Origin of the sequence: Eubacterium maltosivorans (assembly GCF_002441855.2) — a bacterium.
GTDB classification, from domain to species: domain Bacteria; phylum Bacillota; class Clostridia; order Eubacteriales; family Eubacteriaceae; genus Eubacterium; species Eubacterium maltosivorans.
In genome coordinates this window covers 4,302,740-4,328,416 of sequence record NZ_CP029487.1, presented here as the reverse complement: position 1 = coordinate 4,328,416, position 25,677 = coordinate 4,302,740, and the positions used below count along the sequence as shown (strand labels likewise).

At 52.7% G+C, this 25,677-nt stretch carries 31 protein-coding genes; 6 read left to right on the top strand and 25 right to left on the bottom strand.

Annotation, left to right across the window (positions count from 1 at the left end):
- Positions 1–6 precede the first annotated feature (6 nt).
- The 4 genes from dapD (at position 7) to CPZ25_RS20215 (ending at position 3,511) form a co-directional block, all read left to right on the top strand.
- Positions 7–738, top strand: coding sequence for a 2,3,4,5-tetrahydropyridine-2,6-dicarboxylate N-acetyltransferase (gene dapD, locus CPZ25_RS20230; protein WP_096919272.1), 732 nt, complete (start codon positions 7–9; stop codon positions 736–738).
- Positions 739–745: 7 nt separating this feature from the next.
- Complete coding sequence (locus tag CPZ25_RS20225; protein WP_096919271.1) at positions 746–1,960, top strand: aspartate kinase; 1,215 nt, start codon at positions 746–748, stop codon at positions 1,958–1,960.
- 9 nt (positions 1,961–1,969) lie between these two features.
- Positions 1,970–2,461 (top strand): ACT domain-containing protein, encoded by a 492-nt coding sequence (locus CPZ25_RS20220; protein ID WP_074618379.1) that lies wholly within the window; start codon positions 1,970–1,972, stop codon positions 2,459–2,461.
- A 165-nt stretch (positions 2,462–2,626) separates the two neighbouring features.
- Positions 2,627–3,511, top strand: a complete 885-nt coding sequence (locus tag CPZ25_RS20215; protein WP_096919270.1) for a hypothetical protein — start codon at positions 2,627–2,629, stop codon at positions 3,509–3,511.
- Between the two features lie 29 nt (positions 3,512–3,540).
- On the opposite strand, the gene CPZ25_RS20210 is transcribed toward CPZ25_RS20215, so the two are convergent.
- From CPZ25_RS20210 to CPZ25_RS20200, 3 genes are all read right to left on the bottom strand, one after another.
- Positions 3,541–3,975, bottom strand: a complete 435-nt coding sequence (locus CPZ25_RS20210) for a hypothetical protein (RefSeq protein ID WP_058695212.1) — start codon at positions 3,973–3,975, stop codon at positions 3,541–3,543.
- A 27-nt stretch (positions 3,976–4,002) separates the two neighbouring features.
- The gene (locus CPZ25_RS20205; protein ID WP_058695213.1) at positions 4,003–4,212 is read right to left on the bottom strand and encodes a helix-turn-helix transcriptional regulator; all 210 of its coding nucleotides are present in this window, start codon (positions 4,210–4,212) and stop codon (positions 4,003–4,005) included.
- 143 nt (positions 4,213–4,355) lie between these two features.
- A complete protein-coding gene (locus CPZ25_RS20200) occupies positions 4,356–5,132 on the bottom strand; it encodes a protein-ADP-ribose hydrolase (protein ID WP_096919269.1) in 777 nt (258 codons plus the stop codon).
- 181 nt (positions 5,133–5,313) lie between these two features.
- Here CPZ25_RS20200 and CPZ25_RS20195 point away from each other — a divergent pair, with 181 nt between their 5' ends.
- The gene (locus tag CPZ25_RS20195; protein WP_058695215.1) at positions 5,314–5,649 is read left to right on the top strand and encodes a winged helix-turn-helix transcriptional regulator; all 336 of its coding nucleotides are present in this window, start codon (positions 5,314–5,316) and stop codon (positions 5,647–5,649) included.
- Positions 5,650–5,698: 49 nt separating this feature from the next.
- Here CPZ25_RS20195 and CPZ25_RS20190 read toward each other — a convergent pair whose 3' ends face one another.
- From CPZ25_RS20190 to CPZ25_RS20115, 17 genes are all read right to left on the bottom strand, one after another.
- Positions 5,699–5,956: a hypothetical protein gene (locus tag CPZ25_RS20190; RefSeq protein ID WP_096919268.1), complete on the bottom strand. Its 258-nt coding sequence runs from the start codon at positions 5,954–5,956 to the stop codon at positions 5,699–5,701.
- 411 nt (positions 5,957–6,367) lie between these two features.
- On the bottom strand, positions 6,368–7,720 hold the full coding sequence (locus tag CPZ25_RS20185) for a butyryl-CoA:acetate CoA-transferase (protein WP_058695217.1): 1,353 nt from the start codon (positions 7,718–7,720) through the stop codon (positions 6,368–6,370).
- A 137-nt stretch (positions 7,721–7,857) separates the two neighbouring features.
- Complete coding sequence (locus CPZ25_RS20180) at positions 7,858–8,778, bottom strand: hypothetical protein (protein ID WP_058695218.1); 921 nt, start codon at positions 8,776–8,778, stop codon at positions 7,858–7,860.
- A gap of 113 nt (positions 8,779–8,891) precedes the next feature.
- Positions 8,892–9,155 carry a hypothetical protein gene (locus CPZ25_RS20175; RefSeq protein ID WP_058695219.1) on the bottom strand — a complete coding sequence of 88 codons (264 nt, stop codon included), beginning with the start codon at positions 9,153–9,155 and terminating at the stop codon, positions 8,892–8,894.
- Positions 9,156–9,172: 17 nt separating this feature from the next.
- Entirely contained in the window at positions 9,173–9,598 is a 426-nt protein-coding gene (locus CPZ25_RS20170; protein WP_096919267.1) for an SHOCT-like domain-containing protein, read from the bottom strand.
- A 68-nt stretch (positions 9,599–9,666) separates the two neighbouring features.
- Positions 9,667–10,041 carry a DUF2089 domain-containing protein gene (locus CPZ25_RS20165; RefSeq protein ID WP_058695221.1) on the bottom strand — a complete coding sequence of 125 codons (375 nt, stop codon included), beginning with the start codon at positions 10,039–10,041 and terminating at the stop codon, positions 9,667–9,669.
- 198 nt (positions 10,042–10,239) lie between these two features.
- Positions 10,240–10,785 (bottom strand): hypothetical protein, encoded by a 546-nt coding sequence (locus CPZ25_RS20160; protein ID WP_058695222.1) that lies wholly within the window; start codon positions 10,783–10,785, stop codon positions 10,240–10,242.
- Positions 10,786–10,852: 67 nt separating this feature from the next.
- On the bottom strand, positions 10,853–11,029 hold the full coding sequence (locus tag CPZ25_RS20635; protein ID WP_167495284.1) for a hypothetical protein: 177 nt from the start codon (positions 11,027–11,029) through the stop codon (positions 10,853–10,855).
- Positions 11,030–11,432: 403 nt separating this feature from the next.
- On the bottom strand, positions 11,433–12,302 hold the full coding sequence (locus CPZ25_RS20155; protein WP_096919266.1) for a class II fructose-bisphosphate aldolase: 870 nt from the start codon (positions 12,300–12,302) through the stop codon (positions 11,433–11,435).
- 2 nt (positions 12,303–12,304) lie between these two features.
- Positions 12,305–12,676 carry a DUF1667 domain-containing protein gene (locus tag CPZ25_RS20150; protein ID WP_096919265.1) on the bottom strand — a complete coding sequence of 124 codons (372 nt, stop codon included), beginning with the start codon at positions 12,674–12,676 and terminating at the stop codon, positions 12,305–12,307.
- A 4-nt stretch (positions 12,677–12,680) separates the two neighbouring features.
- Positions 12,681–13,937, bottom strand: coding sequence for an NAD(P)/FAD-dependent oxidoreductase (locus CPZ25_RS20145; RefSeq protein ID WP_074618368.1), 1,257 nt, complete (start codon positions 13,935–13,937; stop codon positions 12,681–12,683).
- Positions 13,938–13,950: 13 nt separating this feature from the next.
- Positions 13,951–15,399 carry an NAD(P)/FAD-dependent oxidoreductase gene (locus CPZ25_RS20140; RefSeq protein WP_096919264.1) on the bottom strand — a complete coding sequence of 483 codons (1,449 nt, stop codon included), beginning with the start codon at positions 15,397–15,399 and terminating at the stop codon, positions 13,951–13,953.
- Between the two features lie 182 nt (positions 15,400–15,581).
- Positions 15,582–16,340, bottom strand: coding sequence for an SDR family NAD(P)-dependent oxidoreductase (locus CPZ25_RS20135; RefSeq protein ID WP_058695227.1), 759 nt, complete (start codon positions 16,338–16,340; stop codon positions 15,582–15,584).
- Positions 16,341–16,608: 268 nt separating this feature from the next.
- Complete coding sequence (locus CPZ25_RS20130; RefSeq protein ID WP_096919263.1) at positions 16,609–18,108, bottom strand: FGGY-family carbohydrate kinase; 1,500 nt, start codon at positions 18,106–18,108, stop codon at positions 16,609–16,611.
- Positions 18,109–18,317: 209 nt separating this feature from the next.
- Positions 18,318–18,872, bottom strand: a complete 555-nt coding sequence (locus CPZ25_RS20125; RefSeq protein WP_058695229.1) for a glycerol-3-phosphate responsive antiterminator — start codon at positions 18,870–18,872, stop codon at positions 18,318–18,320.
- 400 nt (positions 18,873–19,272) lie between these two features.
- Positions 19,273–20,757, bottom strand: coding sequence for a glycerol kinase GlpK (gene glpK / locus CPZ25_RS20120; RefSeq protein ID WP_074618475.1), 1,485 nt, complete (start codon positions 20,755–20,757; stop codon positions 19,273–19,275).
- 332 nt (positions 20,758–21,089) lie between these two features.
- On the bottom strand, positions 21,090–21,857 hold the full coding sequence (locus CPZ25_RS20115) for a ZIP family metal transporter (RefSeq protein ID WP_058695231.1): 768 nt from the start codon (positions 21,855–21,857) through the stop codon (positions 21,090–21,092).
- A gap of 139 nt (positions 21,858–21,996) precedes the next feature.
- On the opposite strand from CPZ25_RS20115, the gene CPZ25_RS20110 reads away from it, so the two are divergent.
- A complete protein-coding gene (locus tag CPZ25_RS20110) occupies positions 21,997–22,317 on the top strand; it encodes a nucleoside triphosphate pyrophosphohydrolase (RefSeq protein WP_058695232.1) in 321 nt (106 codons plus the stop codon).
- Between the two features lie 323 nt (positions 22,318–22,640).
- Here CPZ25_RS20110 and CPZ25_RS20105 read toward each other — a convergent pair whose 3' ends face one another.
- Genes CPZ25_RS20105 through rplS form a run of 5 tightly spaced genes read right to left on the bottom strand, consistent with a single transcriptional unit; the run spans position 22,641 to position 25,568 of the window.
- Complete coding sequence (locus CPZ25_RS20105) at positions 22,641–23,006, bottom strand: YraN family protein (protein WP_058695233.1); 366 nt, start codon at positions 23,004–23,006, stop codon at positions 22,641–22,643.
- 20 nt (positions 23,007–23,026) lie between these two features.
- Positions 23,027–23,815: a ribonuclease HII gene (locus CPZ25_RS20100; protein ID WP_083337208.1), complete on the bottom strand. Its 789-nt coding sequence runs from the start codon at positions 23,813–23,815 to the stop codon at positions 23,027–23,029.
- Positions 23,802–24,632 (bottom strand): ribosome biogenesis GTPase YlqF, encoded by an 831-nt coding sequence (ylqF, locus tag CPZ25_RS20095; protein WP_096919261.1) that lies wholly within the window; start codon positions 24,630–24,632, stop codon positions 23,802–23,804. The genes CPZ25_RS20100 and ylqF overlap by 14 nt, the downstream gene beginning before the upstream one ends.
- Position 24,633: 1 nt before the next feature.
- Entirely contained in the window at positions 24,634–25,173 is a 540-nt protein-coding gene (gene lepB, locus CPZ25_RS20090; protein ID WP_058695235.1) for a signal peptidase I, read from the bottom strand.
- 53 nt (positions 25,174–25,226) lie between these two features.
- Positions 25,227–25,568 (bottom strand): 50S ribosomal protein L19, encoded by a 342-nt coding sequence (gene rplS / locus CPZ25_RS20085; protein ID WP_096919260.1) that lies wholly within the window; start codon positions 25,566–25,568, stop codon positions 25,227–25,229.
- Positions 25,569–25,677: the final 109 nt, after the last annotated feature.

The following is a 25,677-nucleotide window of genomic DNA, read 5'->3' as shown; positions in this document are numbered from 1 at the left end:
TTTAACATGACAAACGAAGAACTGAAAAAACAATTTGATTTAAACGACCCCTACCAGATCGCAAAATACATTAAAGCAGTCTCGAAGTCCACGCCGGTTAAGGCCTATGTCCGCGGCTACCTGAGAGCAAATGACCTGGCCGGTTACGAATACTACGGCGATCCTTCCGCCTGCATAATCATCGGCGAGGCCGGTGAGATCAGCGCCCTTCTGGACGCCAAGGCTGGCTCAATCTCCTCTGTCCGTATCGAATGTGACCGCCGCAACTCGGCCATTCCGCTGCTCGATTTAACCGAGGTGGACGCCCGTATCGAGCCCGGCTCCTTTATCCGCGAGGGCGCGCATATCCACAAAAACGCAGTGGTTATGATGGGCGCTGTGATCAATATCGGCGCGGTTGTGGGCGAGGGCACCATGATTGATATGAACGCTGTGCTGGGCGCGCGTGCTACCATTGGCAAGAACTGCCATATCGGCGCAGGCGCAGTGGTTGCCGGTGTGCTTGAGCCGCCGTCAAAACAGCCGGTCATCATTGAGGATGAAGTCCTGATCGGGGCCAACGCGGTCATTCTTGAGGGTGTCAAAATCGGTAAGGGCGCAGTGGTCGCCGCCGGTTCTGTGGTGACTGAGGATATCCCTGCCGGCGTTGTGGTCGCAGGTTCCCCTGCCAAAGTTGTGAAAGACAAAGACGAAAAAACCGAGGATAAAACCGAATTACTCGACGATTTGAGAGGTTAAGTTTCCGATGAGCATCATTGTCCAGAAATACGGCGGTACCTCTATGGGGACCATTGACCGTATTAAAAATGTCGCAAGACGTATTATCAAAAAAAGAGAAGAAGGCAACCAGATGGTCGTGGTGGTCTCTGCCATGGGCAAAAGCACCGACGAGCTCATCAAAATGGCCTACTCCATCAGCGATGCGCCGCCGAGGCGTGAGCTGGATATGCTGTTAGCTACCGGCGAACAGGTTTCTATTTCCATGCTGTCCATGACCCTTAACGCCATGGGCTACGACGCGATCTCCTTTACCGGCCCCCAGGTGGGCGTCCACACTATGGGCCACCACGGGAAATCCCGGATTATGGATATTGAGACTAAGAAAATCGAGGATGCCCTCAACGACGGCAAAATCGTTATCATCGCAGGCTTCCAGGGGGTGAATGAAAATGACGATATCACCACCCTGGGCCGGGGCGGCTCCGACACCAGCGCGGTTGCCCTGTCCTGTGTGTTAGAATGCCCCTGCGAAATCTACACCGACGTGGACGGGATCTACGGTGTGGACCCGCGCCTGTACCCGCCGGCCAAAAAGCTGAACACGGTCAGCTTTGACGAAATGCTGGAAATGGCCAGCCTGGGCGCTGGCGTCATGCATGCACGCGCCATCGAGCTGGGCAGCAAGTACAACGCGGAAATCTATGTGGCATCCAGTATTCACGACGTGCCTGGTACGCTCATTAAGGAAGGTGACAGCAACATGAGCCCTATGGAACAGCAGGCCATTACCGGCCTCGCCATCGACAACGACGAGCTGATGGTATCTCTCAAGAACGTTCCCTTTGATATGAACATCACAGCCCAGTTCTTCTCAGACCTGGCTAAAAAAAGCATTAACATCGACATGATCAGCCAGACTGCTCCGGTCTACGGCGCAATCAATATCTCCTTTTCCGCCCCCATCGAGGACCTGTCCGAGCTGCGGAAAATCCTGTATGATTTTATGGAAAAATATCCCCAGGTGGAAATGGACATCAACAAGGAAATCTCCAAGCTTTCTGTTGTGGGCATTGGCATGCGCAGCCAGTCCGGGGTCGCCGCCAAGTTTTTCCAGCTTCTGGCCGACAACAACATCCCCATGCTCATGATCACTACCTCGGAAATCCGCATTTCCTGCGTGATTCCGTCCGAGCTGCGGGATACGGCTGTCATGGCTACCGCCGACGCGTTCGACCTGTAGGAGGCCCTTATGACGACCACCTATATGGAGAGCCACAGCGTTGACGGCCTGACCGTTGACCACAAAAATCTCATGATCTCGCTGAAAAAGGTGCCGGTCCATTCCATCATCCTGACCCGCTGCCTCAGCGAGCTGTCAGACGCCGGCGTCAATGTCGATATCATCACCCAGACTGCGCCGGTCAAAAACGCCTTTGACGTTTCCTTTATTGTCCTCGAGCGCGACCTGGATAAGGTTAAGGACATCGTAAACGCCCTTGGCGAGGAATACCCTGAAATTAAAATCACCATCAACAAGGACATCACACGCCTGTCCGTCTCTGGCATTGGCATGCGCACCCAGTCCGGGGTCGCCGCCAAATTCTTCCAGGTGCTGGCCGACAACGACGTCCAGATTTTAATGATCACCACCTCCGAAATCCGTATCTCCTGCATTATCAAGATCGAGGATACCGAGAAAGCGGTCGCGGCCACAAAAGCGGCCTTTGACCTGGAGGACTGAAACAGCTTTGAAATGGCGTGCCAAAACGACACGCCATCTTTTTTTGCTCTTTGGGCCAGCTCCTGTTTTTTTAAACAAAAACTTTTTTATCCCCGATTATTTAAGTTTTCCATTGTATAATAAAAAACACTGTGAAATATTCAATAAAATCAGAGGTGAAAATAAATGCGTGAAAATTTATCTGCCAGAGGCAGTCTGGACGACTGGATTGACGCTTCTGAGGCGGCGCTCTGGAACGCGGGCTTTGAGCGCGTAGAGGTTGATGAACATTTTGACCGCCTCGCCGCCGATATCGGCGAGAACGGTTATCTCGATATTAATTTTCTGATACAGAACGACGGGCGGGTGCGACTGGAAATCGACGCCTCCGACAAGGAGCTGATCGACCAGTTTAAATCCTCGGTGTCCCGGGTCATGCAGGGCGGCGGCAGCGCAGAGAGCCGCCAGGGCAGACGTGACAGCCGCGCGCAGAGCAGCCGCTACGCGGACGGGGGCGCAGCCGAGGCAGATGACGGCGATTCCGGCGGCCGGGGCGGCAAAGGCAAGCGCGGCAAAAAAGGCCGTTCCGGCGGCCGCGGGCTTCACATGCCTGGCGGCAGACGCTCCGGCGATCCCTTTTATGCCCGCACCTGGTTCATCCTGCTCATGCTGGTGCTCGTGCCACCGCTCGGCATTTTTTTAATGTACTACTACAAAAAGTTCGGTCTTATTCCGAGAATCCTTGTAACCCTGATCGCCATACTCTACACACTGCTGATCTGGCTCGGGCTTTTTGGCATCAACACAGGGATCAACCAGGAGACCATTAACAGCTGGATCCAAAATGGCCAGTCCCAGATTACAAGGCTCATCAACAATCAGAAAAACAGCAGTCCCAGCCCGTCTGCCACGCCGTCCACGACCACCAACAGCGGCTCGGACAGCACCAACACGACCTCCCCGGGAAATGACACAAACAACAGCTCAGACTCCGGCGGCAGCTCGAACTTCATCAACGACGCCATCAATTCCATCCTTCCTTCCCCCACTGCGGCCGGGGAAGGCGAATAAAAAACAGGACCTTTGCGGGTCCTGTTTTTTTATTCCTCAATCTTTTCCATGCGTTTATCGTAGATGAGGCGAATGATGGCAGCGATAAAAATAGTCAGAAAACAGATGGCCAGAACCGCATGTTCACCGTAATCGGTGATAACACCTGCGGTAAAAAGGGACTCGTTGTGGCTGATGAGGAGAACCACATTGGCCAGGGCCACCAGACCAAAAATGACCACAAAGAAAACCTGGCGGTTCTTACTCAGATAAACGCCCCGGATGTTCATCTCTACCGTTCCGATGGTAATGGGCACCATGATCAGAATAATACTGGCGATGAATTTGTCCGGCCAGACAAAACCCGCGTCCTCAATGATGCCATTGATCAAAACACAGATCCCCATAATCACCATAATGTGCTTGCAGATGCTGCCGCGGATAATCTGCTGACGCTCGTCGTATTCCTTACATAAATTAAACATTTTATAATCCTCCTGTCGTTAAAACCTTTATACACACTCCGTCTCTTCCCAGAAAAGCTCGTCCAGTGTTTTTCCAAGTGCCCTGCAGATCGCGATGCACAGCTTGATAGTAGGGTTATAGTCCCCTTTCTCAATGGCGTTCATGGTCTGCCGGGTGACACCTACTGCCTCGGCCAGGTCTTTCTGGGTCATGTCGAGGGCAGCCCTGGCAGCTTTAATCCTTAAGTTCTTCCCCATTGCGTCACCATCCTTTACACGCTTATTCTAAACCAGACCCGACAAAAAGTCAAATATATTTTACTTTTTATCTTATAAATTTTAATTTTACGCAAAAAAGCCGCCTGCACCCTGAGGCGCGGCGGCTTGTTCTCTTAACCTGATCAGTTTTTCAACAGAGACTGGTAAATTTTCAAATCCTCATCCTTATAGACGTTAAACACAATTTTTTTCAGACTTCTGGCCTCCCGCATAAACGTCTTTACGGTCTTTACCGCAATGGCAGCGGCCTGTTCCGGCGGAAAGCGGAACTCTCCGGTGGAAATACAGCAAAAGGCCAGGCTCTGCAGTCCTCTTTCCTCGGCCAGGGCAAGACAGGCCTGATAGCAGCTTCGCAGCAGGCCGCAGTGCTCTGGGGTCAGGCCGCCGCTGACAATGGGGCCGACCGTATGGATTACCCAGTCCGCAGGGAGGTTATAGCCCGGAGTGATTTTGGCCGTCCCGGCAGGCTCGGGCGTCCCCTGCCAAAGCATAAGCTCGTGGCAGGCCTGGCGCAGCTGGACGCCGGCATAGGTATGGATGGCATTGTCAATGCAGCTGTGGCAGGGCACAAAGCAGCCCAGGAGCTGACTGTTGGCCGCGTTCACAACAGCATCTGCCTGAAGGGTTGTAATATCACCCTGCCAGAGGTAAAGTCCCTCCTGTAAAGGCGACAGATCACCGACCCGGGTAATGCCCTTGCGGGCTGTCTCGCCTTGCAGGAAGGTATCCTGAAGCGCCAGAAAATCCGGGTCTGCGGGCATGGGTGGGCGCAGGTTCATCAGCGACCGGAGTATCCGCCATCTTTCCTGCGCTGTCTCCGGGATTTTTATCGGGTTATATTCCGGCTGTTCTGCCAGCAGGGCCGTGATCAGCCGGAGCATTTGCTCGTTTCTGTTCATAAGACGGCTCCTTTCTTTTTTCTTCTATTGTAATGCACAAGTGGCCCATTGTGAAGCAGGCACAAAATAGTGGCCTGGTATCTCTCGGGATACCAGGGTTGAAATTTTATCCAAAACCTGATATACTTTTTTATGTAAGTATCTTTAAGATACCATTAATCCAGTGAAAGCAGGTGAAAAAATGAACGACCGACCACTTCCGGCCTGTCCTGTCGAAACCACGCTGATGCTCATCGGCAGTAAATGGAAGGTTTTGATTTTGAGGGACCTGATGGACGGCACCCGCCGTTTCAGCGAGCTTAAAAAATCCATTGGGGCCATTACCCAGAAAGTGCTGACCTCTAACCTGAGAGATATGGAGGACTGTGGCCTGCTCACCCGTACGGTCTACCCCGAGGTGCCCCCGAGGGTTGAGTACACCCTGACCGAGACGGGCTACAGCCTGAAACCCATTCTCGACTCCATGGTGGACTGGGGCACAGCGTACAAAAACCAGTCCGGGGCCGCTAAGCCCTGAAACAAAAAAAGAGATGGTGTGCCTTTTTGGCGCCTCATCTCTTTTGCGTTTAGATTTTCTGGCAGGACTGCTTCAGCCCTGGCAGCATGGCTCTCGACTTCTTTGTATATTTTCTGTCCTTCTGTTTTTTAAAGCTGACTTCAATTTTTCCGGTTTCCTCGTTGACGACAGCGGTTTTGAAAATGACGGTAACGCTGTTTCTTTTGGTTTTTTCCACATTATTCATCACTGCCATATCATGCTCAAGCCTGTTTTGAAATTCTTCCCAGGTTGCATATTCCTTCTTGATCGTATTATCCGTTTTCATTTTAAACTAAAGGCTCCTTACATTCCAACATCACGCGGGACAAATTTGACCATCTACCGCCGCCGTACTGGCAATCGCCAAACAAACGAACTTTTTTCTTTTCTGTCACTATGCTCTTTGGCTGTGTCCTCATTATAGACGGTTAATCCTTTAAAATCAAGGAATTTCGGATAAAAGTTTCCTTTGTTAGTTATCTGTTTAACGATAAAATACTTTTATTCACTGCAGGCCGCTTTCTGGGCGGGCTTGCGGCCACTGCGTCTTTTTACATAAATTAAAGCTTTCTTAAACGTCGGGATCAAATTCATCCATACCGGACGCCCGCAAGGCGGCCGGAGGATGGCGCGCCCATTCGGCACACCATCCCCATGAAAAAAGGACCAGCCCGCTTTGGGCTGATCCCTGAATGTTTTAGTTATCTTTGTTGGTTCTTCTCCAGATATGCATTTTTTCGGCTTCTGCGATGAGCTCGTCGCGGAAATCCGGATGGGCTACGGAGATAATGGCGTCACATTTTTCCCAGGTGGACAGGCCCTTAAGGTTGACCTTGCCGTACTCGGTTACCAGGTAGTGGATATTCGCACGGGTGTCGGTGACAACGGAGCCCGGCTGCAGGGTCGGCACGATACGGGATTTCATTTCGCCGTCTTTTGTCATAAAGGTGGAGGAGCAGCAGATAAAGCTCTTTCCGCCGTTTGACAGGTAAGCGCCCAGCACAAAGTCGAGCTGTCCGCCAGCGCCGCTGATGTGCTTGATCCCGGAGGATTCTGAGCTGACCTGGCCGAAAAGGTCAACGTCGACAGCGTTGTTGATGGACATAAAATCATCAATGGCAGCGATGGAGCGGATATCGTTGGTATAATCTACCGGCGCGCTCATGCACTGCGGATTGTCGTGGATATAATCATACAGCTTCTGGGTACCTGCGCCAAAAGCGTAGGTCTGGCGGAAGCGGTCGATGTTTTTCTTGGAGCCGTTGATTTTGCCGGCTTTCGCGATATCGACAAAGGCATCGACGTACATTTCGGTGTGAACGCCCAGATCCTTCAGATCGGATTCGGCGATGAGTGATCCGACAGCGTTCGGCATTCCCCCGATACCAAGCTGGAGGCACGCGCCGTTCGGAATTTCTTCGACGATCAGCTCGGCAACTTTTTTGTCAACATCGGTTGCGGGACCGCCGGCGCCCAGCTCTGCCATGAGGGGATTGGGCCCTTCGACGATTTTATCGACCTGAGAGATGTGAATGGCTTCTTCAAAGCCGCCAAGGCATCTCGGCATATTTTTATTGACTTCAACGATGATTGTTTTTGCGCGTTCGCACATTGCCATCATATGTGAGGCGTTGGGGCCAAAATTGAAATAACCGTGATCATCCATCGGTGCGACCTGGAACATGGCCACGTCCACATCTTGCTTGGAATCTCTGTAGTATCTCGGCATTTCGGAGTAACGGATCGGTGTGTAGTAAGCGAAACCCTGGGCAATGGCCTTTCGTTCGATGCCGCTCATGTGCCAGGAATTCCAGGTGATATGGTCTGCCGGATTTTCGATTTTAAAAATCTCGGGCACCCACATCAGGATCCCGCCGCGGATTTTGAGGTCAACCAGGTCATTTTCGACCACATGGGCTGCCAGTGCCCGATCCAGCTCTCTTGCTGTGGCGGAGCACCAGCCGTAATCCAGCCAGTCGCCGGATTTTACAGCCTTGACAGCTTCTTCTGCCGTTACCAGTTTTTCAGCATATTCTTTAATAAAACTCATTTTTCCCTCCCATTTGGAATTGCTCTTAGTTAAACAATTGTCAATGTTTACTTATCCCTTATTATAACATACTATCCGCTGGTTTTTAAAAAAAAGCGAGAAATTACGTGGAATTTTTTGTCATTCTGGCGTTTCCCTTATTTCTTTTTGCTGCTTCTGCCGCCTTTTTTGATCCATACCTCCGGCGCGCCTCTGAAAAAGGCCTTGAGGAGGTAAAGTCCTGAAAATACTGGCAGGGTAAAGGCCAGTGACGAGCAGACGCTTTTGATAATCTCAGTTCCTGTGCTGAACGACAGATTATTTAAAAACTGTCCGAAAGCCGGATCGACAAGCATCAGATAAGCCATGCCCCCATAAAGCGCCAGGCAGGCCAGGGCAAAAAGCAAGTGCCTCACGTCAAAGGCTGGCCGCGGCGTGCGAAACCAGGCAACAAAGCAGGCGCCTGCGGCCAGGAGCAGGGTGAGCAGCGGCGTGACCAGAAAATTGTAGTACACAAGGGCTCTGCCCGTTACCCCCACTCTTTTCTCCATGCTCACAGCCGCCAGGGCCCCGGTCATATGGGCCTGGAGCTGATCGTAGGCGACGACAAAGAGCATGATCAGAATAATGGCCAGAATCAGGTTCATGATTTTTTTGGAGACGGGCTCAGGGTTGGGCGCGCTGCGCAGCCCCTTATACAGGAAAACCCCGCCGAAAAGGAAAAGGCCGCTGGAGGCATTGGCGAGGGAGGCCCGCAGAGGAACGACCGCGATAAGGGCCGTGAGGGACGCGCCCAGAGCTGCCATCACAAGGCCAACAGTCAGGTTAAAAACCGACATGTGGGCTTTGCGGCGTTTAAAGTCGTTGGCAATGCCCCCGATCAGGGCCCCCAGAAGCACCAGGCACACCCAGAACATGGCCCGGATATAGACCGGCACCGCCACCACGCCGCCGCTTTCTGAAAAGCTCTGGCTGGCTGCATTGACGTACTCGACATAAAAGGCCTGAAGGGCCGCGTACAGCAGGATAAACAGAATGGCCAGCAGGCCGCCCCGTATCCGGTGGATTTCCTGTTTCATAATTCACACCTCTTTCCAAAAAAATGCTATACTCAAGCAGCTTTTGCTTTAGTATAGCATTTTGCAATCGTTTTATCGAGGGTAAATATTTATCCTGGCCTTGTCCCCGTTTGTCAGATCCGGATGGAGACATAGGTGCCGTCCTTCGCCTCGACGTGGACGATCTCGAGGCCCTTATACTGTCTCAGAACAGAGGTACAGTCCCGCACGATCATCTTGAAATAATCCTTGGTCACCAGTTCCCGGAAGGGCTCGGGAACAGACGCCCGCATTTTGACAAAGGCGATCTCTGGCACCAGGTTAACCGCGAGGGAGGCCAGCCGCAGCGGAACAGGCAGCCGAAGCCGCAGGTTGCCTTCATGTACTACAATGCGCATGGGTCGTTCCTCCAGGGTCAGCCAATGTAAACTTTAACGGTCGAGCCGTCTGACGCGCTCACATCCACAATGGTCCCGAGGGTTTCATTATCAATACATTCCAGAATGGCGGTGGTCAGGGCTTCCAGGTCAATTTTCTCAGAGCCTTCCCACTGGATTGGCAGCTTCCCGGTAACCTTGAGCATCTGCTTAACAATTTTAACGGGCAGCTGCACATTCACCTTGTCCCCTTCCGGGGTGTCCACGACCACGCGCAGCATTTTGTCATCGTAGCCAGTTCCCTTCGTGCTGACTGGCTCGATCCAGTTGCCTTCCGGGGTGTCTGCCGGTGTTCCGGCTTCTGCCGGAGCTGCCTGGCTCAGCGCGTCCAGAAGGCCCACTGCCTGCTCAGCGGAAATTTTGCCTTCTTCTACCATTTTTAATATTCGCATTTTTTCTTCCATTATATTCCTCTTTTCTGCAGACCTGTCCGGTTCTGCCCTCAAATTTTAATGCCTGTTTTGCCGGGCCGCTATTCGGTTTCTTTCATCTGCTCCAGAGCCTCCTCGGGCGTGATCTCCCCATTTTCCAGGGCGTCCAGAATCTCCTTTTTCCGGGCTTTGGAAACTGGCGGCGGGCTCTCGGGCTTTCCGCCGAGCTTCTCGATGATCCCGTCCAGACGGGAGCGGACAGTCGGGTAGGAAATCTTCAGTCTCTTTTCCACTTCCTTGATATTGCCCCGGCAGACCAGAAAGGTCTCGGCAAAAAACAGATCCTCTGCGGAGAGATAATCGAATTTGCTCAGGCAGAAATCATTCTCGATGGCGGTATCGCAATTTTCGCACTGGAGCTTAACGGCTTTAAGCCTGCCGCCGCACACAGGGCATCGGCTGATTACCTGGTACATCACATCACCTTCTCTCTTTGATATCTATAATATAAACCTAAAAATAAACATTGTCAATTATTATTTTAATAATATTAATATAATTATTAAAAAAATCAATTTTCTTATGGAATATCTTAAAATGGAATTCTAAAATGATTTCGCGCAAAATAAAAAGCACCCTTTCGGATGCTTTTTTTCATTTCTTTTCCTAAGTTTCTACTTTTCTTCGTCCTGATCGTCCCCGACGATTTCGGCTTCGACGGCTTCGACTGTTTCTGCGGCTGGCGCGGCGGCCATTTCGGCTTTGGCGTCGTCGTTATTGAGCTTAGCGCCCAGGAAATACAGGCCGGCGAGCACGATAAAGGCCAGATCCATGAAAACACCGCTCATGCTGGCGCCGTTGACGATATTGATCACTGTGCTGACAATGGCCAGAACGGCTACGATCCCGCCCAGAACCATTAAAAGCTTGGCTTTTCCGGTGTTCTTGGCAAAAACAACGCCTAAAATCCCAACGACCAGGTAGAGTATCCCCATTCCCAGCAGCATACCGCCGCTGATCATGGCCATACGCGCGAGCTCGTCTGTGGAAACGGACGAGCCTGCCTGCGCGAGGGCGTCCTGTACAGCCGGGTCATTTGCCACAGAGCCCATCATGCTGCTGCCAGCCATGGACAGTGCCCCGGTTAAAGCAGAAAAGGCGCCTAAAATAATCAGAATGATTGCTGTAACCTTGATAAAGGTTTTTCCGCTTGCGTTCATATTCAACCTCCTTAAAATAATTGAAAAAGCTCTTTGTTAAAGACAAAGAGGCAGGCTGTCAAAAAACTTAATCGGCAGAAGTTAAAGTCTTAAAAAGAGGTTTTTTAAGTTGAAAGTGGATAGTGGATAGTGGATAGTTCAGGTGCAAATCTGCCGCCGGCAGATTTGATGCGATGCGGCCTGCGGCCGCATTTTTAATCGCCCCCGCCAGGGCGAAAGTGTTCCGACATTCTCCATTTTCCATTTTCAATTCTCCATTGATACCGCTTCACATTTTGGCTTTGCAGCTTGTGACCGACTTTTTTGACACGCTGGATCTTTGTTAAAGACAAAGAAGATTAACACTTTTTTAATTATACCTGAATGCTCCTGCCCTGTAAAGTAAAGAATTCTTAAAGAAAAACGCGTAAAAGCCGCCGGGCTGATCGGGGAGGATGCGCCGGCGGCTTTTACAGGGGTTATACTAACAATGATTTGATACCAGGGTCAAAAGGTCATGTGTTTCACGCGCGCGTGAAAAAACAGGACTTTGGGACCCGCTAAACATGAGAAAGTAGCCATTTTTCGTAGAAAAATGAGCGGATTTCGAATGTTTTTGGATTTCGGAAGTGTGAAACACGTAGAAATCCCAAGGCATCATATCTTTATTAGGCTTGTTTGGTAAAGATCCCAATGGCATGCTCGACATGGGCCTGCATTGCGGTTCTGGCGGCTTCGGCCAGCTCGTCGTAACGAATCTCGGCCCGGGCCGCGTTTTCCTTTAAAAAGGCCTTGACGGCGTCGCCGCCGGCTAAGGACATATAGGTAAAGTAGTTGACCTTGGTGATGCCGTTTTTAATGGCTTCTCTGAAGTCGGCGTCGCCGACGCCGGAGCCGCCGTGCATGACCAGGGGCATCCCCACCGCGGCGCGGATTTCCGCGATGCGGTTAAAATCAAGCTTTGGCTCGGCTTCGTACACGCCGTGGGCGGTACCAAAGGCGATGGCCAGGGCGTCGATGCCTGTGGCTTCTACAAAGGCCCGGGCTTCTTCGGGCCGGGTGTAGCAGTCCTCTGGTGTGAGGTCCGCTTCCTCCTCGGAGGGTTCTCCGCCGCCCTCTGGCCGCAGGACGCGGCCCAGCTCTGCCTCGACAGAGACATTATAATTGGCAGCGGCCTGTACCACTGCGCGGGTCCCTGCCACGTTTTCGTCGTAGGGCAGGGCGGAGCCGTCAAACATGACTGAAGTAAAGCCCATTTCCATGGCGGAGAGCAGGTAGTCGATGTCTTCGCCGTGGTCCAGATGCACACAGACGGGCACCTGGGCGGCCCTGGCCATTTCCAGCATGACGGGCCCGATAACCTTTAAGGGCGCGACGCGCTCATGGATCTGGGCGTGCTGTAAAATAACCGGCGCGTCCAGCTTTTCGGCCGCGTCCAGCACCGCGCGGATGCTGGCGAGATTAACGGTGTTGAAGGCCCCCACCGCGTACTTTTTGGCGTAGGCGTCCTTCATGATTTCATTCAGGGTTACTAACATCTTCAGGCCTGCCCTTCCATCGACTTACAGGCGACAATATCCACACCGCAGTCCACGATGTTCGGGATAATAACCTCGCCCATTTTAACCGGGTGGTCCAGGCGCACTGCCTTGATCGCGGTCATGGCGTCCAGCATTTTTTCCTTTGGCATGGGCTCCTTCGACTTGATGGGGATCAGGCATTCCTGGCCGCCGCAGCGCACCAGAATGGTGCTGGTGAGCATTCTTTCAGGGGCTACCAGTTCCTTTTCGGCAAATTTGATCCCGCGTTTGCAGGTGTTTCCTTCAACCTTGACGGCCTTGTCACCGTCCACTGTCACGACCAGGGCGCAGCCCGACGGACAGGTTGTACAGCACATTGTTACTTCTTTCATATTTTTACGCCTCCTTTACGCTCACGACCAGGGGCTCTGTAAGCGCCTCCAGCTGCTCTGCTTTCAGCTTGATTTCTTCCATGATGCTCGGGATAAATTTCCGGGCTTTTTTGCTTTCAAAGACCACCTCGCCGCCGCTTGTAATCACAGCTCTGGCGCTGTCCACCGGGCGCCCCACGCGGAACTTGACAATGACGTGGTCATTTTCACCTTTATAAATTTTTGAAGGCACAGTGTAACGCACAAGTCCTTCCGGCTTGACAGCGAGGGCGTCTCCTTCCTTCGCTTTAGCCGCCTTGGCGTAACGGGCAGCGTTTGCGCCGGCTTCCTCTGCCTCTATGGTAACATTGTCGACGAGGTCGTGGACATGGAGCACGTTACCGCAGGCAAAAATACCGTCTACGCTGGTTTCAAGCGAGTCGTCGACCAGCGGGCCGTTGGTAACCGGGTTCAGCTTAACACCCGCTTTTTTGGACAACTCATTTTCCGGGATCAGGCCAATGGACAGTAATAATGTATCACACTCTATGGTTTCTTCAGTCCCCTCTATTGGCTGAAGGTTTTCGTCAACCCTGGTGACCTCGATGGACTCGACCCGGTCACTGCCGTTGATCTTGGTAACCGTGGTGGACAGGTGCAGCGGAATATCAAAATCGTCCAGACAATTTTTGATATTCCGGTACAGGCCGTTGGGGTACGGCATGAGCTCGTATACGCCCACAACGTCGATCCCCTCCAGGGTCAGGCGTCTGGCCATGATCAGGCCGATATCGCCCGAGCCCAGAATGACCACCCTGCTGCCCGGTTTAAAGTTTTCCATATTCACATAGCGCTGTGCCAGGCCTGCCGTAAAAACACCGGCTGGTCTTGATCCCGGGATCTTAATTGCCCCTCTTGTCCGCTCGCGGCAGCCCATGGCTAAAATCACAGCTCCCGCGTTAAAAATGACTGTGCCTTCTTCATTGATCGCTGTGACCTTTCGGTCGCCTGTAATATCCAGGACCATGGTCTTTAAATAGCAATCGATACCGGCTTCTTTGGCTTTATTGATAAACAGCTCGGCATATTCCGGCCCTGTCAGCTCTTCTTTAAAGTACTGAAGGCCGAAACCGCTGTGAATACACTGGTTTAGGATACCGCCCAGCTCGTCGTTTCGCTCGATGACCGCTACCCGGGCGCCGTTTTCCTTTGCTTTAACCGCAGCGCCCAGACCCGCGGGGCCGCCGCCGATAATGACAACATCATAATCTAAAATTTTCATTGCTCTACTCTCCTTAACCCTTCAGTTTTCCAAACAGTACCTGCGAAGCCTTTTCCTCGAAGTGGACTTCTTCTTCCGGAATCCCCAGCTCTCTGGCTAAAATCTGCATAACGCGGTACTGGCAGAAGCCGCTCTGGCAGCGGCCCATACCGGCTCTGGTCCGGCGCTTGACCGCCTCGACGGTTCTGGCGCCCACACCCTCGTGAATGGCGGCGACAATTTCACCCTCGGTCACCGTCTCACAGCGGCAGACGATACGGCCGTAGGCCGGGTCTTTGCGGATAAGGGCGTCCTGATCCTCGGCGGACAGCTCGCTGAAATCCGGCGCGGGTTCGCGGTAAGGATTATAGCCCTCGCGGTCCTTGAGCTCAAGGCCTGCGTCTGCCAGCAGATCGCGGACATACTCGGCGATGGCCGGCGAGGAGGCCGCCCCCGGCGACTGAATACCGGCTGCGTGGATGAAGCCGGGCACGGTTTCGGACTCTGCGATATAAAAGTCGTTGCCGTTGTCCAGGGCGACGGGGCGCTGGCCGGCAAAGGTACGGATAATTTTGCTGATATCAATATCCGGCACCAGGTGTCTGGCGCCAGCGATCAGTTCGTTAATGCCCTCGGCATCGTTTGTCACATCCTCTTTATCCTCTTTCATGGTGGCTGTGGAGCCGATAAGGGTGTTGCCGGAGACGGTCGGGATCAGGGCCAGGCCTTTGGTTTCCGGGCTTGGGCAGGGGAACATAACGGTGCTGATGGGGGTTGAGAGCTCCTTGTCCAGCACGCAGATGTTGCCGTGGCGGCCCTGAACCCGGTACTCGTGAATGCCTGCCAGGGCGGCCACATCATCGGCGTGGACACCGGCGGCGTCGACCACGTAGCGGGTTCTGTAGTCCCCGGCTGAGGTGCGCACTGTAAAGAGGCCGTCCTCGTCCTTGGTAATGCCCTGAACTTCGTGGTTTGTCAGAATGTCGGTGTCGTTATCCTTGGCGTTGTCGGCAAAGGCGATGGCGACCTCGAAGGGGTCGATCATGGTGGTGGTGTGGGCCAGAAGCGCCCCCACTGCCGCCGGGTTCATGAACGGCTCGCGGTTTCTGAGCTGTTCGCCGTTGATTTTTTCAACCTGATCGACACCATTAACCCTGGCGTTATCTAAAAGCTCGTCTACCTTTTTCAGGTCGGCGTCAGAGTATGCGACAACCAGGGTGCCGGTATGGCGCAGACCAAAGCCCAGCTCTTTAGAGAGCCTCGGGTACATTCTGGCTCCCACGGGGTTCAGCTTGGCCTTCAGGGTACCCGGATGCGGGTCGTAACCCGGGTGAACCACCCCGCCGTTTCCCTTGGTGGCGCCAATGCCCACGTCCATTCCCCGTTCCATCAGGGCTGTTTTCACATCGTACTTTGCCAGCTCATGGGCGATCCCGGTACCGGTGATGCCCCCGCCGATAATGATTACATCATAATTTTTCATTACATACTCCTTAACTTTACTCTTTAATACACGTTTAACTGATTAAATAATGCCAGAGCCCAAAACTGCGCCAGAGGCCGTGAGCGCAAGGCGGCTGCCGGATAAGGGTGAGGGCGCATATTGCGCATATGTAAACGCACCCGTTCAGGCAACACACAGCGATCGCGGTCTCTGGCCGGTTTTTACCGCATCAGCATGCCGCCGGTGGCGTCAATGGTGGTCCCGGTCAGGTAGGCTGCCGGCTCGGAGGCCATGAACACCACAATCCCGGCGATGTCCTCGGGCTCGGCCACACGGCCCAGAGGGATACGGCTTTCGTAGTAGCCTGGCTTGTTCTCGCGGGACGCTTTGGTCATGTCGGTGGCCACGATGCCCAGGGCAATTCCGTTGACGGTGATCCCCTTGGGGGAAAGCTCTCTGGCCATGGAGATGGTCAGAGCGACCATGCCGGCCTTGCTGGCCGCGTAGTGGGCATGACCGGTGGTGGAGCCGTTAAAGGCTGCCTGGGAATTGATGTTGATGATCCTGCCTGGACGGCCCTTCGCCAGATTGGATTTGGCAAAATACTGAGATGTTAAAAACGGCCCGGTCAGGTTAACGTCCAGCGAGCGCTGCCAGTCCTCGAGCGGGATTTCCTGGCACCAGCCCTGGAGCCAGATACCAGCGTTGTTGACCAGAATATCCAGATCGCCCAGAAGCCGTTCGGCTTCCTGCATAAAGGCCAGCGTGCTCTCGGAAGACCCCAGGTCCGCTGCCAGCGCGGTGGCCTTGACGCCATAGCTTTCCGCTTCCTTTGCCACTTCTTCGATGGCGGCTCCCATGCGGCTGGCGCAGATCACTAGGTTAACCCCTTCCTTTGCCAGTCCCAGTGCAATGGCCCGTCCCACGCCCCTGGAGGCTCCGGTGACCACTGCGTTTTTTCCTTTTAATTTTAAATCCATTTTTGCACCCCTTCTTTGTCAATTGAAAATTGAAAGTGGAAAGCGGGCGGCTTGACGCTGCGCCTTTCCATTTTCAATTTTCAATTCTTACTGTGCGGAGATGAGGTGCCGGTTCGGCGCCCCATCTCCCTTTCAATTGTTTACAGATAATCCAGAAATTTTTATTTCAAACTTGGAGCATTTCTGGATTATCTGCATTTGTTTCATTACCGGACTACCGCTCACGCTCCTTCCTCCTACCGGTTTCTTTCAGAAACCGGATTCAGCTTCAATATTCGTCCCAGATCGGATCCAGGGCTTCGATAACTTTTTTGTACCGCGCGTATTTTTTGTCGTAGTCGGCAAATTTTTCCGGGTTTGGTTCGGCGGTGTACATGATGTCGACCATGGACTCGGACGCGGACTGGAAGGAATCAAAGGTTCCGGTGGCGATACCGGCGCAGATGGCTGAGCCTAAGGCGCCAAGCTCCTGGCTTCTGGCCACTTCAATGGGCACCTGCAGGATATCGGCAAACATCTGAACCCAGATTTCGGATTTGGCGACGCCGCCGGCCATACGGATCATCTTGGGCTGGTCTCTAAACTTGAGCAGCTTTTCGATGTGGTATTTGTGGCAGAACACAATGCCCTCGTAAACTGCGCGCAGCAGGTTTTCGCGGGTGTGCCAGGATTGCAGCCCGATAAAGGCGCCCTTGGCGTTGATGTTCACATTGCTGCCGAACAGGAAGGGCAGAAATACCACGCCGCAGTCCTGATCGCCAATGCCGTCCACACACTGGTTGGAGTATTCGTAGATGTCCTTGTCTCCCAGGTTTACGTCCTTCAAAATCTCTGCCAGGAACCACTCGAGGTTGCTGGCGGAGGTCGGGCTGCCTTCCAGGATCATCCAGTAGCCTGGCATGGTGTAGATCGAGGTCATGAACAGGTCCTTATCCACCACTGGCTTTTTGCTGATGTACTCGTTAATGCTCCAGGTACCTGCCACCACGCACATTTTTTCCTCGTCGGTGATGCCCACCGCCATGGCGGAGGCGTGGATGTCCATACAGCCGCCGGCTACTGGCGTGCCGGCCTTTAAGCCGGTCAGCCCTGCCACGTCCTCGGTGATGTAGCCGCAGATTTCGCCGGAATACTTGAGCGGCGGCAGCTTGTCGTAAATGCTCTCGAGGCCCATGTCGGCCAGCAGGTCTTTGTCGTAGCAGACGTCGCGAACGTTCATGAGGCTGGAGCCGGACATATCGGCGATTTCGCCGTAGGCTTCGCCGGTCAGCTTATAGCGGATATAGTCCTTGCACATGAAAATCCACTGGGTATTTTCCAGGACGTCCGGGCGGTTGTCCATGAACCAGCGGAGCAGCGTGGTCGGCTGGCCGGCCCATACAGACTGCATGGTCTTTGGCAGGATTTTTTCAAAGGTGCCGTCCTTCATCCAGTCAATGGCGTACTGCTTGCCTCTGGAGTCGGTAGAGATCATGCCGTTGTAGGGCGCTCTCCCATCATAACCCATAAGGTACATGCCGTTGCCATGGCCAGTGGCGGCCACGCCCAGCACTTCCTCACCGCTGATGCCGGACTGCTCCAGCACTGCGCGGATCGCGCCCACATTGGCGGCCCACATTTCTTCACAATCTCTTTCGGTAAAACCAGGCGCTGGCTGGTACATTTCTGTTTTCCGGCTGGAAACCGCGATTTCCTTACCGTTCAGGTCGTACAGCGCCGCCTTTGTCATTGTCCCCCCGTTGTCTAAACCAAGTAAATATTTTCCCATTGTTTTTAACCCCTTTCATGGATCTATATTTTCGGCTTCTAGCCGATGGTTCACAATTTTTTGGGCCTGTCTGCAGGCCCGGTCCCCCAAAATAATACGAAAAAAATCCTGCTTAATAAACCCACAGTCTTACACCCCTGTGCACTGTGTGTCTATTAAGCAGGACTCACCAAAAACCATCCATGCATGATTATTTTGTTTTTAAAAGTTTACCAGAAAGCCTTTTTGCTGATGGTGATGCCTGCGAAACCGGCACGCTGTACCTTTTCGATCATCTCAGCGGTCTGGATAAAGCCGCCTGCCAACAGCGGAATCCGGGATACCCGTTTCAGCTCGCTGACAAATCCGAGGGCCGCGACGGCGGGCAGCACTTCGGCTGCGTCGACCTTGGCGGATTCCAGAATCCTCAGGCTGGTGTCAAAGCCCCTTGAATCGACAATGAAGAAACGCTGTACGGTTACCAGGCCGCACCGTCTGGCCATGCCGAGCTTGGTGCTGTCGGTCGACATCACGCCGTCCACCTTGTAATAGTTTTTCAGCAGCTTCATGCCCACCTGGTCCCGTCCAAAGCCTCCGAGAAGCTCCAGGTTTACCCAGGCGTCCTTGCCATTTTGGTGGACCATCTCCACCAGGGACTGCAAATTGGCGATGTTGGCTTCGGTCAGAAGGACAATGTCCCGCGCGCTCTTAAGCGCGAACTCGAGGTCATTAAGCCGCCGTATGGACGGAATCATCTGAAATTTTTCAAAGTCAATTTTATTCATAGTCACTCACCAATTGTCTAAATATTATCACAGAAAAAAATAAACGTCAATAAAAAAATGGAAAATTTAAAATGGAAAATTGTTAAAAATTGAAGGTTAAAAGTGGAAAGTGGAAGGTGGAAGGTTAATGTGCAAATCAGCCCTTGGCCGATTTGATTGGATTTGCGGCCACAGGCCGCATCTGATCAAATGTGCAGAGCACATTTGTACCAGAACTTTCCACCTTCAACTTTCAACTTTCCACCTAAAAAAAGCCCCGAAGGGCTTCAAAAAGGATCACAGATTTTTCGGCAACTTTTTATTCTGGCCGGATATTGCCGAAAAATCTGCGTTTGCTTCGTTACCGGGCGTCCGCTAACGCTCCTACACCCTACCGTTTTTTACAAAAACGGACTCAGCTTTACAGCCAGTCTTTTGATTTTTCGACGGCTTTACACCACTGGGCGTACAGGGCTTCACGGGTCGCTTCGTCCATCTGTGGGGTAAAGACGCGGTCGGCTTCCCACAGGGCCTTGATCTGGTCTTCGTTTTCGAAAATGCCGCAGCCCAGGCCGGCCAGGTAGCAGGCGCCAAGGGCGGTGGTTTCAATATCTTTTGGTCTTATAACATTACAGTTCAGGATATCGGCCTGGAACTGCATGAGGAAATCGTTCTGGGCGGCGCCGCCGTCAACTTTCAGCTCTTTGAGCTTGACGCCGGAGTTCCGTTCCATTTCTTCGAGCAGGTCGCGGGTCTGGTACGCCATGGATTCGAGGGCCGCGCGGGCCATTTGTTCCTTGGTGGTGGCAGCGGTGATCCCAATCATCATGCCGCGGGCGTTCATGTTCCAGTGCGGCGCACCCAGGCCGGTGAAGGCTGGTACAAAGTACAGGCCGCCGTTGTCTGGAATACTCTCGGCCATGGCTTCGGTGTCCGCTGCCTTTTCGCAGATGTTGACCTTATCGCGCAGCCACTGGATAACCTGTCCGGCAATGAGAATGCTGGCGCCCATGGAGTATTTGACCTTGCCGTCCTTGCCCCAGGCAACGGTCAGCAGGCCTTTTTCGGTTTCCGGGGCTTTGTCGCCCGTAAACATGAGCGGAACGGCGCTGGTGCCGTAGGTATTTTTCGCGGTTCCTTCTTCAAAGCAGGCCTGTCCAAACAAAGCGGCGGACTGGTCGCCGGCAATCCCGGTGATTGGGATTTCCGCGCCAAACCATTCAGGGTCGGCGTAGCCGAAAAGCCCTACGGATTCCTTGACTTCCGGGAAGATCTTCCAGGGCAGATCCAGCATGTCCATGAGCTCGTCGTCCCATTTCAGGTCGTAGGAATTAAAGACCATGGTGCGGGCGGCGTTGGAATAATCGGTGGCGTGTACCTTGCCCTTTGTCAGGTTCCACAGCAGCCAGGAATCGATGGTGCCAAAGAGCAGATCGCCGTTTTCGGCTTTTTCCTGGGCGGCCGGCACATTGTCTAAGACCCAGCGGATCTTGGTGGCCGAATAGGTGGGGTCGATTACAAGGCCTGTCTTTTTATTCACCATGTCGTTATAGCCTTTTTCGATCAGGCCCTGACAGATTTCGGTGGTGCGGCGGCAGCCCCAGACGATGGAGTTGTGCACTGGCACGCCGGTGTTCTTATCCCACAGGGTGGTGGTTTCGCGCTGGTTGGTGATGCCGATGGCGGCGATGTCTTTTCCTTCCAGACCCGCCTTTTTGATGGCGTTGCGTGCGGTTTTCAGGGTCACGTTCCAGACGGTCAGACCGCTCTGGTCCCACCAGCCAGACTGCGGGAAGAACTGTTCGTATTCTTCGTAATCCAGCGCGATGGCCTTTCCCTGTTCGTTGTATACAATCCCCCTTGAACCAGTGGTTCCCTGGTCCATAACCAAAATATACTTGCTCATACTTACAACCTCCTATAGCTCATAAATAATCTTTTTCAAAATTGTATATCATAAATCCGGATTTGTAAACGCTTGTTTTTCAGAAATCTAAAAGCCATGCCGCTGAAACCCTGATAAACACTTGTCAAAACTGCCTTTTATTTTTTTTAGAACAAGGCTTTTTCAATGGAAAATTGAGAATGGAAAATGGCAAATTCACGTGCCCTTTTTCTAACGAAAAAGCGATAAAAAAAAGCGGCCTGCAGCCGCAAATCCAATCAAAATGCACAGCATTTTGTTCCCATAATTCTCCATTCTCAATTCTTCATTCTCCATTGACCGCCCCGGGATTTTTAATGTCCCGCGAGCTGGAGAAAGACGTACATGAGCAACACGCCCAGGATGATCATGTAATTGACATGGTGCTGTTCCTCGTCCTGGTAAATTTTGGGGAGCAGCTCGTCAAAAACCAGATAGAGCATGATGCCCCCGGTCATGGCGAGAAGTACTCCCTGAAATGCAGTTGTAATAAATGGCATTAAAATCAAATAGCACACAATGGCCAGCAGGGCCTCTGCCACCGCCAGTCCGCCGATGAGCAGCAGGCACTTTTTCTGGCTGCATTCCAGGGTTTCAAGCTGGGCGATGATGACAAAGCCGATGGGGATATTGTGCAGGCCGATGACCAGGATCATGAACCAGGCCAGCACCGGATCTGCGTTTCCTGCAACCAGGATGGACAAAAGCTCAAAGAGACTGTGGAACCCAAAGGCGGCCAGAATAATGTAGACCAGCTGGTGATGCCCGTGGTGCTCCCGCTCGCCGGGCGCCAGATCGTGGTGGTGCTGAACCGGGATCATTTTCTCGAACAGGATAATAAAGAGGGCGCCGCCGGTCAGGGCAGCGGCCATCACCCACAGCGGAGCGTCAAAGGCTTCCTCTAAGATTTCGTGAGCCTCGGGGATAATGCCGAAAAAGATAATGCCCAATAAAAAACCGCCGGACAGGCCCAGCAAAAGGCCGATGCTTTTGGGGTATTTTTTGTTTAAGGTGACAAAGATGTAGCCGCCCACCAGCATCATAGCGGCGGCTGCTAAAACGCCAAAATAGATCTGTATCATAAAAACTCCTGTTGTTTTCTTCGTATTATCTTAATTATATGCCCTTTTTGGAAGGGTTAAAAGAGAAAATATTGCGTTTTTGGGGATGATCTGTTTTAAATATACCCCAAATAGGATATAATAATAGCGAGGTGATGATATGAAACACGAATATAACAAATTAGTACGAGACAAAATCCCTGATATCATTCGAGAAAGCGGCAGAAGCTGTGATTACAAAATTCTTAGTGATGCAGAAGTTTTAGATGCCTTGAAGGATAAGCTTATCGAAAAGGCCAATATTTTCGCCGAACGTCCTTCTGAGGATGAAATCTCCGATATCTATGAGCTCATCGACGCCATTGTGGAAAAATTTGACTATGAACCCATGCACATCGATTATCTCAAGCTCCAGAACAAGGAGAGCAAAGGCACCTACTCCGGCAACACCTTCCTGATTTCCGCGGATGACGGGAACTAGAGAACCCAAATTTTTAATTTGGTGTGAATCAGTTTCGCAGATATCATCGGTTTGTTTCGTTTAAAAAACGAATCCAACAAACCGTGGGATATCTGTGTTCCTTATTGAGAAGCGGTCTCTGACCGCTTTTTTAGTTGATAGTGGATAGTTATTGAACGCTTTCGCTTTGCTCAAGCGATTAAAGCTGCGGCCGCAGGCCGCATCCAATCAAATCGGCCAAGGGCTGATTTGCTCCTGAACTTTCAACTTTCCACTTTCCACTTTCCACTATCAACTTTCAAAAGCCTCTTCTTAACGCTTTATCTCTCAATGTTAAAGTTTATCTACATTAAAAACGCGTTCTCGATATGGTTCATCACATAGCCGGTTTCGGGGCTTCCCAGAATCTCCACCACGTCAAAGCGCACGTTCCAGTCAAAAAGGCTGTTCTCCTGCAGATACCACAGGGCCGTTTTAATCATGCGCTGCTGCCTGCGGCTGTCCACCGCCTGGGCCGGGGTGCCGTAGGCGTCGGTGGTGCGCAGCTTGACCTCGGTAAAGACGAGGGTCTCCCCAATCTGGCTGACCAGGTCGATCTCTCCGGTCTTTCTGCGGTAATTGCGCGTCCGGAGGACATGGCCCTTTTCTTCAAGATAGCGGGCCGCCATGGCCTCGCCGCGGTCGCCCTTCTGCTTATTGTCTTTTTTCACGCCGTTTTCCCTGCTCTGCCTTACACAAAATTCTTAACAAAGGACCGCCTGTGTATGGGGGTGATCCCGTATTTTTTGATGGCCGCGATGTGCTCGGCGGTGCCGTAGCCCACGTTGCGGTCAAAGCCATATTCGGGGTACTGCTCGTGGTATTCGTGCATGAGCTTATCCCGGTATACCTTGGCCACAATACTGGCTGCGGCGATGGAATAACAGGTGGCGTCGCCGTGGACAATGCCTCTTACTTCGGCCTGTGTCTCGATGGTGAGGGCGTCGATGAGCATGAGGTCGGGCTGGGGAGCCAGCCGGCTGACAGCCTCGCTCATGGCGCTTTTAGTGGCTTCCAGAATATTCATGGCGTCGATCTGCTCTGGGGTGCGCAGGCCGATGGTGACGGACAGGGCCTCGGCGCGGATCTGCTCATCCAGGGCTTCGCGCATTTTGGCGGAGAGCTTTTTGGAGTCGTCCACGTGCAGAATGGCGGAGTCCCTGGGCAGGATTACGGCCGCGCAGACCACCGGGCCTGCCAGGGGCCCGCGGCCCACCTCGTCGCTGCCGCCGATGATCTGGTAGCCCTCGCCGTAAAAACCTTCCTCGACAGCCTTCATCCGGGCGGTTTTCCGGATAGCGGCGCAGTGCTTTTCGTACTGCCGCATCAGGCTCTGGCCCTGCTTTTTAACCGCGGCCCGGCTGTCCTGTGAGAGCACCTGCGCCAGGGCGGGATAGCCGTTTATATCCGCGCTCTGGCACAGCTCTCGGACGGCTTTTGCCGTCATGCCCGCGATCTGTTCTGGGTTAACGCTGGTCAATGGTGATTCTCCCAACCTTTCCGTTTTTAAAATCATTCAGGAGCATTTCGCTGGTCCTGAAATAGTCGTACTCGCCCCCGCGCAAAAGGAGGCCGCGGCTCTTTGCGACCGCGTCGAAGATTTCGGGCAGGCGCTTGTCTGCGAGGTCGATTTTATACAGGGCGGCCACGTCCTGCGGGTAGTGCCCGACCAGGAATTTGAGCAGGTCGGCGGCGATGTTTTCTTTTTCAAAAATAGTGTCCTTGATGGAGCCGATCCAGGCCAGGTGAACGCCGACCTCGGGGTCCTCGAATTTAGGCCAGAGGATACCCGGTGTATCGAGCAGCATGAGGCCGTCGGGCGCGGTGAGCCACTGCTGGCCCTTGGTCACGCCGGGCTTGTTGCCGATCTGGGTTTTTTTCTTGCCGATCAGGGAGTTGATGATGGTGCTCTTGCCCACGTTGGGAATCCCGCAGATCAGGCATTTGAGCTGCTTTTTATCCTTGGGGTTCAGGCTCCTGAGCTTGGCGACCAGCTCGGGCCTTTTCTTCTGGTCGAAGGCGTTGTAGAGCATGACCTCGTCCACGCTGTCTCTGCCCTTCAGGTAGTCGGCCCACTTCTGGTTCTGGTCGGGGTCGGCCAAATCGGCCTTGTTTAAGAGTACCAGGTGTCTTTTATGCTCGGTGTACTGGTCGATATCGGGGTTCTTGCTGGCCACAGGCAGGCGGGCGTCCAGCACCTCGACCACAATGTCGATGAGCTTTAACTTCTCGCGGATCTGCCGGCTGGCCTTGGCCATATGGCCCGGATACCACTGGATTGCATCGTTCTTTTCCATATCAGCTCACCGATCCAAACTTGTCAAAGGGCCAGAACCTGAAGAACACGTGGCCCACGATGTCCTTGCGGTCCACAAAGCCCAGGCTTGTAAAACGGCTGTCGGAGCTGTTGGCCCGGTTGTCGCCCATGACAAAATAGGTGCCCTCGGGCACCGTTACCTCTGGGAAATCGCCGTAGGGATCGGTGTTCACGTAGGGCTCGTCGATGGGCTCCCCGTTCACGTAAACCACCTGGTCCTTGATGGCGATGGTGTCGCCGCCCTTGGCGATCACGCGCTTCACGTATTCCACGCTGCTGGAGTAATTGAGGATGACGATGTCGCCGTAGTCGGGCTCGCCCAGCCGGTACTCAATTTTATTGATGATGAGCCGGTCGCCGTTTTCCAGCGTGGGGTGCATGGAGCTCCCCTGTACCAGCACAAAATCAAAGAGAAACATTTTTATGACAAAGGCCAGCACCACGGCGATGATGATGGACTGTATCCACTCTCTGGCTTCGGAATGCTGCTTTTTAGGCTTTACATTTTCGTTCTGACTCACAGAATCACTTCCTTTACATATAAAATAAGGGGCCTACAGGCCCCCTCTCGTTTTTACCGTCTTTCTTTGACTTTTGCTGCTTTACCAACTCTGTCGCGCAGGTAGTTAAGTTTTGCTCTTCTGACCTTACCGCGTCTGGTCACTTCAACTTTTTCAATTTTTGGTGAGTGTACTGGGAAGTTTCTTTCAACACCAACGCCGGAAGAAATCTTTCTTACGGTAAAGGTTTCTTTGATGCCGCCGTGCTGTTTTTTCAGTACAACGCCTTCAAAAATCTGAATTCTTTCTCGCTTGCCCTCAATAACGCGTACGTGGACTTTTACGGTGTCCCCTACGTTAAATTCCGGTTTTTCTGCCTTCATGTTTTCCTGTTCGATCTTTTTGATAATATCCATCTCACAGCCTCCTTCAGTTCGTTTTTTGATGTTCGTATATGAAGCCCATACAGAGGACCATCTCTTGATTTCGCATACTATGATAGTATACCCTAAAGCAAAGTGTTTG